Origin of the sequence: Kitasatospora sp. NPDC101183, from assembly GCF_044767945.1 — a bacterium.
Taxonomy (GTDB): domain Bacteria; phylum Actinomycetota; class Actinomycetes; order Streptomycetales; family Streptomycetaceae; genus Kitasatospora.
In genome coordinates this window covers 284,189-296,645 of sequence record NZ_JBIWOW010000004.1, presented here as the reverse complement: position 1 = coordinate 296,645, position 12,457 = coordinate 284,189, and the positions used below count along the sequence as shown (strand labels likewise).

11 protein-coding genes and 1 tRNA gene are annotated in these 12,457 nt (G+C 69.0%); 3 read left to right on the top strand and 9 right to left on the bottom strand.

Features of this window, described 5'->3' with window-relative positions; translation table 11 throughout:
* Nucleotides 1–254 precede the first annotated feature (254 nt).
* Nucleotides 255–1,121, top strand: coding sequence for a helix-turn-helix domain-containing protein (locus ACIRRS_RS07080; RefSeq protein ID WP_402966200.1), 867 nt, complete (start codon nt 255–257; stop codon nt 1,119–1,121).
* A gap of 104 nt (nt 1,122–1,225) precedes the next feature.
* On the opposite strand, the gene ACIRRS_RS07075 is transcribed toward ACIRRS_RS07080, so the two are convergent.
* From ACIRRS_RS07075 to ACIRRS_RS07060, 4 genes are all read right to left on the bottom strand, one after another.
* The gene (locus tag ACIRRS_RS07075) at nt 1,226–3,064 is read right to left on the bottom strand and encodes a bifunctional metallophosphatase/5'-nucleotidase (RefSeq protein WP_402966198.1); all 1,839 of its coding nucleotides are present in this window, start codon (nt 3,062–3,064) and stop codon (nt 1,226–1,228) included.
* Nucleotides 3,065–3,313: 249 nt separating this feature from the next.
* Nucleotides 3,314–3,865 (bottom strand): hypothetical protein, encoded by a 552-nt coding sequence (locus ACIRRS_RS07070; RefSeq protein ID WP_402966196.1) that lies wholly within the window; start codon nt 3,863–3,865, stop codon nt 3,314–3,316.
* Nucleotides 3,852–5,513: an extracellular solute-binding protein gene (locus ACIRRS_RS07065; RefSeq protein ID WP_402966194.1), complete on the bottom strand. Its 1,662-nt coding sequence runs from the start codon at nt 5,511–5,513 to the stop codon at nt 3,852–3,854. Before ACIRRS_RS07065 ends, ACIRRS_RS07070 begins: the two co-directional genes overlap by 14 nt.
* Before the next feature lie 2 nt (nt 5,514–5,515).
* Nucleotides 5,516–6,622, bottom strand: coding sequence for a hypothetical protein (locus tag ACIRRS_RS07060; RefSeq protein WP_402966192.1), 1,107 nt, complete (start codon nt 6,620–6,622; stop codon nt 5,516–5,518).
* A 277-nt stretch (nt 6,623–6,899) separates the two neighbouring features.
* Between ACIRRS_RS07060 and pyk the strand changes: the two genes are divergently transcribed.
* Nucleotides 6,900–8,330 carry a pyruvate kinase gene (gene pyk, locus ACIRRS_RS07055; RefSeq protein ID WP_402966190.1) on the top strand — a complete coding sequence of 477 codons (1,431 nt, stop codon included), beginning with the start codon at nt 6,900–6,902 and terminating at the stop codon, nt 8,328–8,330.
* A 45-nt stretch (nt 8,331–8,375) separates the two neighbouring features.
* Here pyk and ACIRRS_RS07050 read toward each other — a convergent pair whose 3' ends face one another.
* The 3 genes from ACIRRS_RS07050 to ACIRRS_RS07040 all read right to left on the bottom strand — a co-directional run bounded on the left by ACIRRS_RS07050 (nt 8,376) and on the right by ACIRRS_RS07040 (nt 10,133).
* Complete coding sequence (locus tag ACIRRS_RS07050; RefSeq protein WP_402966188.1) at nt 8,376–9,146, bottom strand: transcriptional regulator; 771 nt, start codon at nt 9,144–9,146, stop codon at nt 8,376–8,378.
* Nucleotides 9,147–9,153: 7 nt separating this feature from the next.
* Nucleotides 9,154–9,939 carry a helix-turn-helix domain-containing protein gene (locus ACIRRS_RS07045; protein ID WP_402966186.1) on the bottom strand — a complete coding sequence of 262 codons (786 nt, stop codon included), beginning with the start codon at nt 9,937–9,939 and terminating at the stop codon, nt 9,154–9,156.
* A gap of 119 nt (nt 9,940–10,058) precedes the next feature.
* Nucleotides 10,059–10,133 (bottom strand) — tRNA-Leu (locus ACIRRS_RS07040).
* A gap of 96 nt (nt 10,134–10,229) precedes the next feature.
* Here ACIRRS_RS07040 and ACIRRS_RS07035 point away from each other — a divergent pair.
* The gene (locus tag ACIRRS_RS07035) at nt 10,230–10,889 is read left to right on the top strand and encodes an ANTAR domain-containing response regulator (RefSeq protein WP_402966184.1); all 660 of its coding nucleotides are present in this window, start codon (nt 10,230–10,232) and stop codon (nt 10,887–10,889) included.
* 51 nt (nt 10,890–10,940) lie between these two features.
* Here ACIRRS_RS07035 and ACIRRS_RS07030 read toward each other — a convergent pair whose 3' ends face one another.
* Both ACIRRS_RS07030 and ACIRRS_RS07025 read right to left on the bottom strand, forming a co-directional pair.
* The gene (locus tag ACIRRS_RS07030; RefSeq protein WP_402966182.1) at nt 10,941–11,657 is read right to left on the bottom strand and encodes an ABC transporter ATP-binding protein; all 717 of its coding nucleotides are present in this window, start codon (nt 11,655–11,657) and stop codon (nt 10,941–10,943) included.
* Nucleotides 11,654–12,457, bottom strand: a complete 804-nt coding sequence (locus tag ACIRRS_RS07025; protein WP_402966386.1) for an ABC transporter ATP-binding protein — start codon at nt 12,455–12,457, stop codon at nt 11,654–11,656. The genes ACIRRS_RS07030 and ACIRRS_RS07025 overlap by 4 nt, the downstream gene beginning before the upstream one ends.

The window sequence follows — 12,457 nt, the reverse complement described above, 5'->3', positions numbered from 1 at the left end:
GGTCTCCTGGCGCCTGCCCTCTTCCCCGACCAGTTGGAGGGCGGGCGCCCACGCGTTTCCTTGACGTTCCCATGGTGTCCAACAGGGCTGAATCCGCACCAACTCTCAGGGAACGTTCAGGGGTTGGCGCTACCGTGGACACCTTTCCTACGTGACTCGGCCAGTCGGCACCGAACGGGCTGTTGTTCGTCGGTGCCAGGTGGCAGACTGCCGCCGACGGCCGGGGGGCTGCGCGAGTGCGGAGGTTGAGTTCATTGGGCACCACTCAGGCAGGAGGAGGCGCCACCGTACGGCGCCTGCTGCTCGGCACCCAGCTGCGCAAGCTCCGCGAGGCCAGAGGCGTGAGCCGCGAGGAGGCCGGATACTCGATCCGCGCCTCCGAATCCAAGATCAGCAGGATGGAACTCGGCCGGGTCGGCTTCAAGGAACGCGACGTCGCCGACCTCCTCACCCTCTACGGCGTCGAGGCCGAACACGAGCGCGCCACCGTCCTCGGACTCGTCCGCGCCGCCAACACCACCTCCTGGTGGCACGAGTACGGGGACATCCTGCCCGCCTGGTTCCAGAACTACGTCGGGCTCGAAGAAGCCGTCGCCGAGATCCACAGCTACGAGGTCCAGTTCGTCCACGGCCTCCTCCAGACCGCCGACTACGCCCGCGCCGTCATCACCGCCGGCGGCCACGTCACCGGGGCCGAGGAGATCGAACGCCGCGTCGAACTCCGCCTCAAGCGCCAGTCGCTGCTCACCTGCGACCACGCGCCCCGCCTCGTCGCCGTCCTCGACGAGGCCGCGCTGCGCCGGCCCTGGGGCGGCCCCGAGCTGATGAGCACCCAGATCGACCGGCTCCTCGACCTCGCCGAACTCCCCAACGTCCACCTCCAGGTCATGCCCTTCGGCGCCGCCGGCCTCAGCGCCGAGGTCGGCGCCTTCACCCTCCTCGGCTTCGCCGAACCCGACCTCGCCGACGTCGTCTACCTGGAGCAGTTCACCACCGCCCTCTACCTCGACAAGCCCGCCGAGGTCGCCGAGTACCGCCACGCCATGACCAACCTCCTCACCGACAGCCTCACCCCGGAGGCCAGCCGCGACCTCCTCCACACCGTCCGCAAGGAGCTGTGAGGGCGGCCGGCCTCAGGCCGGGGAGAACGTGGCGAGGCGCCGCCGGGTCGGGTCCCGGCGGCGCCTCGCGTTTCAGGGGTGGTGCGGGTGGTTCGGAGTGGGGATCAGAACACCGGCTGGCCGGCGCGGACGAGGCGCCAGGAGTTGGTGAAGAAGTCGGCCGGGTCGATGATGCCCTTGGCCTTCACCCAGGCGATCATCGTGTTGCGGATCTCGTCGGAGTTCGACCAGACCAGCTTCGCCTGCGCGACGTGCGGGAAGTTGCCGCCGCCGTTGGCGCGGTAGTTGTTGACCGCGAGGACGAACTGGGCCGCCGGGTCGATCGGCTTGCCCTGGAACGACAGGTTGACGATCCGCTGCCCCTTCGGCTGCGCGATGTCGATGTCGTAGCTCAGGCCGTACACCGAGTCGTAGTTGTAGTCCGGGGTGGTCTCGGCGCCGGTCATGGCGTCCTTGTCCACCGGGGCGCCCGGGGCCAGCTGGTAGAAGTACTTCGCCGAGAACTCCAGGTAGTCCTTGAGCTGGGCGCCCGTCAGGATGCGGGCCTCCAGGGTGTTCTCGTAGATGTACAGGCCGGCCGCGTCACGCAGCTTGACCTGGCCCGAGGGGATCAGCGCGGTGCGGTTGAACGGCGCCGCCTGCGCCAGCACCGGCAGGTTGGCGTACTGCCCGCCCGCCAGCGCCGCCTTCACCGCGTCGGCCTGCACCTTGCCGATGAGGTCGATGATCGGGGTCGCCTTGAAGCGGGCCTCCGCGATCGACAGCTCGATCTTGCTGGTGCCGATGTTCTGGTTGACGTACTCGACGACCTTCTTGTGCTGGCCGACCAGCGCGTTGGTGATCTCCGGGTTCTCCGGCACCGTGTTGGAGTTCAGCACCCGGGAGGAGACCGAGGACACCTTCCAGTGGCCGTCGACGAGCTCCACCTCGAAGTCGAAGCAGCTCAGGCGCTGGCCCCAGCACAGCGGCTCGGACAGCACGACCGTCTTGCCGGTCTTCTTGTTGACGATCAGGCGCTGCGCCACCTCCTTGTGGGTGTGGCCGACGAGCACCGCGTCGATGTCCGCGACGGTCTCGGCCATCTCGCCGGAGGCGTCCTCGGGCCAGGGCAGCTGGTCGCCGTAGGTGGTGGGCTCGTCGATGCCGGAGTGGGCGGAGACGACGATGACGTCCGCGCCGGCGGCCTTCATCCGGGGCACGTACTTGGCGGCGGTCTCGACGATGCCGGGGAAGACCATCTTGCCGCTGACGTTGGCCTTGTCCCAGATCGCGATGCCCGGGTTGGTCAGACCGAGGATGCCGACCTTGAGCGGCTTGTCCTCGTCGAACCAGATCTCCTTGATCACGTACGGCTTGAAGGCCGGCTTCTCGTTCTTCGCGTGCAGGGCGTTGGCGCCGAGCAGCGGGAACTCCAGCTGGTCCTCGAAGGCCTTCACGGTCGGGATGCCGTAGTTGAACTCGTGGTTGCCGAGCGCCGCGGCGTCGTAGCCCATGAGGTTCATGGCGACGGCCATCGGGTGGTCCGGCACGGTGTCGCCGTCGGTGGCGATCGGCTCGATCCGGGCGTAGTAGTACGTGAGCTGGGTGCCCTGGATGATGTCGCCGGAGTCGATCAGCAGGCAGCGGTCCCAGCCCTTGTCCTCGCGGACCTGGTTGGCCAGGGTCGAGATCTTGGCCAGGCCGACCGCGTTGTGGGCCTTGTCGACGTACTCGGCGTCGGTGAAGTAGTCCCAGTTGAGCACCCGGCCGTGAAGGTCGGTGGTGCCCATGACGGTGAAGGCCTGCTTGCGGCTCTTCTTGTCGCCCTTGGCGCCCTTGGCCGTCGTGCTCGGCTCGGCGGCCACGGCGGGAGCGGCGGCGGCGACGACGGCCCCGCTCGCCAGGGCGGCGCCGGCGGCGGTGGCGGCGGACCGGGTGACGAAGTCACGGCGGTTGAGGGACATGGATGAGACTCCCGGGAGGGACTGACGGTGAACGAACCGTCAACTGGTGTACTGACGAAGGTGAACGTGCGCCGGACCGTACGCGTTGACGCGCGTAGAAAAGGGCGCGGGTGGAAGTCTGCCGTGCGCGCCGGGCCGAGGGATAGCCCCCGGACGTTGCCAACAGGTGAGATCTTGGCGACTCGTTCGTGACGGAGCCGGGCAGGAGCCGGGCAGGAGCCGGGCAGGGCTCGGGGTGTTGGGGAACCCCTACGGAACCCCGGTCAGCTCCGCCGAGAGCTCCGCCACCACCCGGCCCAGCTCGGCCGCCGGATCCGGCGCGTCCGGGCCCGCCCACGGGCGCCACGTCCGCGCCCGCAGGTAGCCGTCCACCGCCACCGGCAGACGGTGGCGCACCATCCGCCGCACCTCCGGGCCGGGCCGGGCCTCCCGCAGGGACGCCAGCAGCTCCGCCACCCGCGCCGAGGCGGGCAGCGGGGCGGAGGCCACGTAGGCCTCCAGGGAAGCCAGTTCGGGGTCCGCACGGGGCTCGGGGGCCCTGGTGGCGGGCCGCTCCGACCGGATGGGTGTGGTGGGCCCGCCCGGTCCGTCCGGCCCGTCCGGCTTCCCGGGGCCACGCGGGCCCGGGGTGAGCAGCGCGCCCGCCCCGTACAGGCCCACGATCACCCCCGGCCACCACGAGCCGCCCAGCCCCAGGTAGTGCAGCCCCACCCCGGCCACCCCGCACCCGGAGGCGACCAGGTTCCGCGTCGACTCCAGGTACTCCAGGACCTTCCGGCCCCACCCGTCACTGGTAGCCACGGATCTCCTCGAACACGCCGTCCAGCGACCCGCCGCCGTCGAACAGCTTCCCGCCGCTCACGTCCGCGATCCCCTGCAACTGGGCCACCGCCGCCTCCCCGAACTTGATCGGGAAGATCGGGACCGACCTCTCACCCGCCGGCAGCGCGTCGTGGAACCGCTTGAAGTCCCCGTCCGTGGCGCCCTCGTTGCTCTCCCCGTCCGTCATCAGCACGATCGAGGTGAACCGGTCGTCCTTCGCCTCCGCCTGCTGCTGCTCGATCACCTTGTACGCCTGCTCCAGCGAGTCGTACAGCGCCGTCCCGCCCTCGGCCTGCAGCGACTGCACGTCCGCGTTGATCGACGCCAGCTCCGCCTCCGGGCCCGGGCTGCTCCCCGAGGCCGGCACCACGTGCGACTTCGTCCACTTCACCTTCGACGCGAACGAGATCAGCGACACCTGCTCCCGGTTGCGGAAGCGCCGCAGCCCCCGGGTGTCGTCCGCCCCCGTCAGCCGGCCCAGCGCCGCCTTCAGCGAGTCCAGCCGCTGGCCCATCATCGAACCCGAGGTGTCCAGCACGTACACCGTCCGCGACGGGCGGCGCAGGTCGTTCTGGTACGAGGCCAGCAGCCCGTCCGCCACCGCCCGGGTGCCCGGGAACGGCAGCTCCTTGCGGCGGTCCGTCGGCAGGCCCGCCGCCGGCGACGCCCCCGCCGCCACCGGGCGGCGCAGCGTCGTCTCGGAGATCTTCTTCTGCACGTCCGCCGTCAGAAGGTAGGCCGTCAGCCGCTTGTACGCGTCCTTCTGCGGGTCGCCCGCCGAGGACAGCAGCGACAGCGGGTAGTCCGCCGAGACCACGCCGTCCACCGGCCGCACCACCGTCAACTGCCGGTCCGCCGGAAGGGTCTTGTTCATCGACAGCAGCACCGACTCGTAGTTCACCAGCGCGCCCAGCCGGCCCGGCTCCGCCTTCGCGTACGCCTGCGCCAGCCAGCCCGAGGAACCGGAGGTCAGCTTCTGGCCGGTGAAGAACTGCTTCAGCTGCGGCGTCGCCTTCTGCACGTCCGCCTCCGTCAGCGCCGCCGACGCGCCCGAGAAGGCCGAAGCCACCGCCACCAGCGTCGAGAAGCCCGAGTTGGAGCGCGACGGGTCCGACATGCCGTACGCCAGCTTGCCGCCCGCCGCCGCGTCCCCGATCTGCGCCCAGGTGACCTTCGAGCCGTCCCCCCAGCCGAGATCGCTCAGCACCGAGGACCGCACACCGACGGCCACCGGGGACACCATCACCGGGGTCTCCGACAGCACCTTCGACCTGCCGGCCTGGTCCAGGCGCAGGTACTGGTTCGAGGGGAACCACACCGCGTCGTACTTGCCGTCCGCCCGGCCCGAGGACACCGTGTCCGCGCCGTCCAGGGTGCCCGAGAACTCGAGCTTCACGGACACGCCGGTGGCCTTCTGGGCCTCGTCCAGGACGGGCTGGAGGTCCTGCAACTCGCTGCCCGCCAGGACCCGGAGGGTACCGGGGGCGGCGGACGTCGGCCAGGCGGAGGCCTTCGACGCCGACGGGTCCGGGACCGGCTTGCCCGACGTGCAGGACGTCACCGTCACCGCCGCCGTCAGCAGCGAGGCGAGCAGGACGGCGAGACGACCGCCCCGTGAGGTGCGCACGCTCACTTCGTACCCTTCTTGGCCGAGTTGTTGAGCTTCTTCTGGAACTCCATCGAGGGCACCGGAGCCTGGCCCACGTTCACCGCCTGGAGGTTCTTGGCGAGGCTCGGCTGGCGGCCCTCGGTCTGCTTGCCGAACACCTCCGGGTGCTTCTGCACGCGGAAGCCGTACTTCGCCTCCAGGTCGACGAGCGCGTCGTCGTCGCGCAGCACCGTCCCGAGCTTGCGGCCCGCCTCCGTCCGGCCCACCAGGGTGTGGTCCGACTGCACCGTGGTGTCCGGGTACATCACGACGGTGTCGTTGGTGTTCAGGCCCTGCAACTGCAACTGGGCGACCTGCGACTCGTAGCCGAAGACCAGCGGCCTGCCCACGTTCGCCGTGAAGTCGCGGAACAGCTCGTCGGTGCTGCTCTTCTGGGCGCCCTGCGGATTCGTCGCCGCGAACAGCACGTCCGTCACCTTCGCCACCGCGGCGTCGTCCGCCACCACGCGGTGGTCGTTCGCGGTGTAGGACAGCAGCGCCAGGTACATCGCGCCCGAGGAGGAGCTCTCCGGATCGGTGGTCGCCACCAGCACCGGGCCCTTCAGGTCCGGATTGTTCGACGAGCCGTTCATCGACTCCCACGCCGTCTTCTGGCCGAGGGCCGCCACGTACGCGTCCATCTTGAACTTCCAGACGCCTCCGTTGGCCTCGTCCTTCACGGCCAGACCGGCCTTCGCCAGCACCTGCGCCGCCCCGGAGTGCGTCAGGATCACCACCGGCGAGTAGAACGGCACCACCGGCGAATCCTGGAGGCTCCAGGCCTGCTTGACGGCCGACGCCGCCTCCCCGCTCGCCGGGAAGGCGAAGTCGAACTTCTCCGGGGTGGCCTTCGCCTGCTCGCGCATCGTCCAGGAACCGGTCGAGTCCGCGTTCACGACGAGACCCTGCTTGGCCAACTCGGCCTTCACGTCCGGGTCGTCGAAGAAAGCCCGCTTCTCGGAGCCGATCAGCCCGTTGATCGTCACCGTCTTCGGCGGCGGCGGATGTTCATCGCCCGGGATCAGCGCGTAGGCCACCCAGCCCAGCAGGGCCAGAGCCGCCACCACCCCGAGCACTCGTCTCATCATCGGCGCATCCCCCTCGTCCCCCCTCAACCCCCGGCAACGCCCGGGTCGTCACCCGGGGGTGACGAGCGTCCCGCCGGGCGCCGAGCAGCGGCCGAATCCACGGTGAACCGGAGGTGAACACCCCTTCACGGAATCGCATCGGCCGCACGGCCACGAACGGGCCTCGCACACCGGTCCGAGGATGTGTCAGATTGTTCAACTCACCTTATGGAAAAGGTCATCCCGAGGCCCGGACCCGCCTCGTGGTTACGCGCCGGTAATCCTTAGTCTCAGCACTATGCGCCGAGCAAAAATCGTCTGTACCCTCGGGCCCGCCACCGACTCGTACGACCAGATCAAGGCCCTGGTCGACGCCGGGATGGACATCGCCCGATTCAACCTCAGCCACGGCACCCACGCCGAGCACGAGGAACGCTACCGTCGCGTCCGCAAGGCCGCCGACGAGACCGGCCGGAGCGTCGGCGTCCTCGCCGACCTCCAGGGCCCCAAGATCCGGCTCGACACCTTCGCCCACGGCCCCGTACTCCTCGAACGCGGCGACGAGTTCACCATCTCCACCGACAACGGCGTCGTGGGGGACAAGGACATCTGCGGCACCACCTACCCCGGCCTCGCCGCCGACGTCACCCGCGGCGAACGCATCCTCGTCGACGACGGGCGCGTCACCCTCGAAGTCGTCGAGGTCGACGGGCCGCACGTGCGCTGCCTCGTCATCGAAGGCGGCCTCGTCTCCGACCACAAGGGCCTCAACCTCCCCGGCGTCGCCGTCTCCGTCCCCGCACTCAGCGACAAGGACGTCGCCGACCTGCGGTGGGCGCTGCGCACCGGGGCCGACCTCATCGCGCTCTCCTTCGTCCGCAGCGGGCGCGACATCGAGGACGTCCACCGGGTCATGGCGGAGGAGGGGCGGTTCGTCCCCGTCATCGCCAAGGTCGAGAAGCCGCAGGCGGTGGAGAACCTCGAATCCGTCGTGGACGCCTTCGACGGCGTGATGGTGGCGCGCGGCGACCTGGGCGTGGAGATGCCCCTCGAACAGGTCCCGCTCGTCCAGAAGCGCGCCGTCAAGCTCGCCAAGCGCAACGCCAAGCCGGTCATCGTCGCCACCCAGATGCTCGACTCGATGATCAACGCCTCCCGGCCCACCCGGGCCGAGGCCTCCGACGTCGCCAACGCGGTCCTCGACGGGACGGACGCGGTGATGCTCTCCGGGGAGACCTCGGTGGGCAAGTACCCCGTCGAGACCGTCAAGACCATGGCCCGCATCATCTCGGCGGCCGAGGACGACATCCTCGCCGCCGGCCTGCCCCCGCTCACCACGGGCAGCAAGCCCCGCACCCAGGGCGGCGCCGTCGCCCGCGCGGCGGCGGAGATCGGCGACTTCCTGCACGCGAAGTACCTGATCGCCTTCACCCAATCCGGCGACACCGCACGCCGGTTGACCCGCTACCGCTCGCCGATCCCGGTCCTCGCCTTCACCTACGAACCGGCGGTGCGCAGCCAACTCGCCCTCACCTGGGGCGTGGAGACCTTCCTCGGCCCCTTCGCCCCGACGACGGACCAGATGGTCGAACAGGTCGACGCCGCGCTGCTGTCGCTGGGCCGCTGCCAGAAGGGCGACATCGTCGTCATCACGGCCGGCTCACCCCCCGGCCTCGCCGGCTCCACCAACCTCGTCCGCGTCCACCACGTGGGGACGCTGGACGCCTGACGGGCAGGTTGCGGCGCGGCCCTCGCGGGGGCCGCGCCGCGATCGTCAGTACTTGGGGCCGATACGGACGTCCATGAGGGCGACGGAGTCCTTGCGGGCGACGGAGATGTTGAAGCCGCCGTTCGACCTGGAGGCAGGCTTCCACTGGACGCCGACCGCGTCGAGGGTGGCGGTGAAGAGGCCGATGATGTCGGCTGAGGTGTTGGTGAAGAAGTAACGCGGGTACTCGTAGCGCTTCTTGACGCCGCCGACCGTGCGGGTCGCCCAGTTGGTGATGCGGCAGCCGTCGGAGTGGATGAGGCCGCGCAGGAACTCCCAGGGATGGGCGTCGACGATCTCCTGCTGCCAGGAATCCAGGGCTATCTTGCGCAGATGCTTTTTGCCGGGGCTGTGTTGGGGGAAGAGGCAGGGCCAGTGCTTGCTGGTGCTCACCACACTCGTGCAGCCGGGCGCGTGGACGCGCAGAACCTTGTTGTGCGGCATGACGGCGGACATGGCCCGCTGGCACTCGTCGATGAGGCCCGGCCAGCCGTCGCAACAGGCGATGCGGAGGGCGTAGACCTTTCGGCGGCCCTCACTGATGCAGCCGTCGCCGAGGTAGAGGCCGAGCAGGTAGGCGTATTCGGCGCGAGGTCGTGAGGGATCGAGCCCCTCCCGGACCGGGCATTCGGCGGTCATCCGCGGGCTGGGCACGGCGCCGGATGCCCATTGGCGGATTGCGTAGCGAGAGATGCCAGTTGCGCGACTGACCTGACTGAGAGTCAGCCCTGATGCGTGGAGGTCGAGCGCGCGTCGGCGGGTGGCCATGTCGTACATGGCGGTGTCAGTACTTGGGGCCGATGTGGACGTCCATGAGGGCGACGGAGTCCTTGCGGGCGACGGAGATGTTGATTAGGCCGTTTGAGCGGCGGATCGAGGCTTTCCACTGGACGCCGACAGCGTCGAGGGTGGCGGTGAAGAGACCGATGATGTCGGTCGAGGTGTTGGCGAAGAAGTAACGCGGGTATTCGTAGCGCTTCTTGACCTCGTCGACGGTCTTGGTCGCCCAGTTGGTGATGCGGCAGCCGTCGGAGTGGATGAGGCCGCGCAGGAACTCCCAGGGGTGGGCGTCGACGATCTCCTGCTGCCAGGGCTCCAGGGCTATGGTGCGCTCGTGCTTCTTGCCGGGGCCGTGCTGGGGGAAGTAGCACGGCAGGTGCTTCGAGTACACCTTGACGTTGTGGGAGCCGGGGCGTCGTACACGGCAGGGCGAGAGGCTGGGGAAGACCTGTCGCATGGTCGCCTCGACGGCATCCATGATTCCTGGCCACTTGTCGTCGCAGCTTATGAAGAGGCTTGGGACTCGGTGCTGCTTCGGGTGGCTGATGTGACCGTCGCCCAGATAGAGCCCGAGCAGGTACGAGTACGCGGGGCGGTCCAGCCCGTCGCCGTAGCAGTGCAGGCAGGGGGAGCGCTTCCGGCCGGGGAGTTCGCCACGCTTGGCGAGGTCGCGATGCTTCCACCACGAGACCGTGCCAACGGGTATGCCGAGTTTGCGGGCAGTCTCGGCGGTGCCAGTGCCGTTGCGGAGGAGATCGACAGCCCGTTCGCGCACAGAGAGCTCGTACATGCGACCGAGCGTGTGCGAACCGGGTTGGGAAGTCCGGCGAACGATCGAAGCTTCACCCGAATCAGTGAAGATCGCCAAGCATTGTCCGGCTGGCGGATTCCTTCGAATCGAAGGAAAGGTGCCCCGAGTGGGATTCGAACCCACACTGTATGGTGTTTGAGACCATTGCCTCATGCCAATTGGGCTATCGGGGCCTACGATTCGAAGGTGATTTCCTTCGCGTCGTGTCTCAAACATACCGTGTCTAGGTACCCTCGTGCATGCAGTACCCCGCCGGAACTAGGAGCCCCGTGAGCACCGCCGACGAGCAGGCACAGCCGCTTGAGACCGAATCGCCCCAGATCACGCGGATCGTGATCGCTGAGGACGAGGCGCTGATCCGCCTTGACCTCAAGGAGATGCTCGAAGAGGAGGGGTACACGGTCGTCGGGGAGGCCGGGGACGGGGAGACGGCGGTGAAGCTCGTGGAGGAGCTGCGGCCGGATCTGGCGATCTTCGATGTGAAGATGCCGGTGCTGGACGGGCTCTCCGCCGCTGAGCAGATCCACGAGAAGCACCTGGCTCCCGTGCTGATGCTGACGGCGTTCTCGCAGCGGGAGCTGGTGGACCGGGCGCGGGACGCCGGGGCGATGGCGTACATCGTCAAGCCGTTCTCGAAGTCGGACCTGGTGCCGGCGATCGAGATGGCGGTGTCGCGGTACACCGAGATGCGGGCGCTGGAGAAGGAGATCGGGGATCTCACCCAGCGGCTGGAGACCCGGAAGCTGGTGGACCGGGCGAAGGGTGTGCTGCAGACGAAGTTCGGGCTGAACGAGCCTGCCGCGTTCCGGTGGATCCAGAAGACCTCGATGGACCGGCGGATGACGATGGCGGCGGTGGCCGAGGCGGTCATCGAGGAGGGCGAGGCCCAGGACCGCAAGAAGGCGGAAGAGGAGAGCCAGCCCGAGTAGGCGTATGTGGGGAAGGGCCCGGCGGATGTCCACCATCCGCCGGGCCCTTTTTCAGTCCTCGCCGAGGTACGCCTTGCGGACGGACTCGTCGTGCAGCAGGTCCGGCCCGGTGCCCGTGAGGACGATGCGGCCGGTCTCCATGACGTAGCCCCGGTCGGAGAGGGACAGGGCGGCCTGGGCGTTCTGTTCGACGAGCAGGATCGTGGTGCCGCTCGCCTTGAGTTCGACGATGGTGGCCATGATCTTCTGCATCATGAGCGGCGAGAGCCCCATCGACGGCTCGTCGAGCATCAGCAGTTTGGGTCGCGACATCAGCGCCCGCCCCATGGCGAGCATCTGCTGCTCGCCGCCGGAGAGGGTGCCGGCGGCCTGCTTGCGGCGTTCGCCGAGGATGGGGAAGAGGCCGTAGGCGCGTTCGACGTCGGAGGTGATGCCCGGGGTGTCGGTGCGCAGGAAGGCGCCGAGGAGGAGGTTCTCCTCGATGGTCATGCGGGGGAAGATGTGCCGGCCTTCGGGGGAGTGGGCGAGGCCGAGGGAGACGATCTTGTGGGCGGGGACGGTCGCGAGGTCCTGGCCGTCGAAGGTGATGCGTCCGGCGGTGGGCTTGAGGAGGCCGGAGAGGGTGCGCAGGGTGGTGGTCTTGCCGGCGCCGTTGGTGCCGATGAGGGTGGTGACCTCGCCCTGTTCGACGGTGAAGCCGATGCCCTTGACGGCTTCGATCTTGCCGTAGGAGACGCGGAGGTCCTGGACCTCGAGGAGTGCGGTCACGGGGTTTCCTCCGGTGCTGCGGCCTCGTCGAGCGGGGCGCCGAGGTAGGCCTTGATGACGAGTTCGTCGTTCTGGACGGTCTCCCGGTCGCCCTCGACGATCTTGGTGCCCTGGACGAGGACGGCGGTGCGGTCGCACAGGTTGAAGATGAACCGCATGTCGTGCTCGATGACGAGGATCGAGACGCCGCGGTCGCGGATGGCGAAGACGAGTTCCTCGACGGCCCTGGTCTCCTGGGGGTTCATGCCGGCGGTGGGTTCGTCGAGGAGGAGCAGGCCGGGGTCGGAGGCGAGGGCGCGGGCGATCTCGAGCTTGCGCTGTTCGCCGTAGGGGAGGTTGCGGGAGAGGTGGTCGGCCTTGTCGGCGAGGCCGGTGAAGGCGAGGAGTTCCATGGCCTTCTCGCGGCTCTCGGCTTCGGCGCGGTGGTAGCGGGGGCCGCGGAGGATGGCGGAGAAGATGCCTTCCCTGGTGCGGGTGTGGCGGCCGACGAGGACGTTCTCCAGGACGGTCATGTTGGCGAAGAGCCGGATGTTCTGGAAGGTGCGGGCGATTCCGGCCTGGGTGACGAGGTGGGGCTTGGGGGGCAGGACGGTGCCGCGGTAGCGGACGGCGCCCTGGGTGGGGACGTAGAGGCCGGTGAGGCAGTTGAAGAAGGTGGTCTTGCCGGCGCCGTTGGGGCCGATGAGGCCGATGATCTCGCCTTCGCCGACGGTGAGGGAGACGTCGTTGACGGCGGTGAGGCCGCCGAAGCGCATGGTGACGCCGGTGACGTCGAGCAGGGGGGTGGCGGTGGTGGTCAT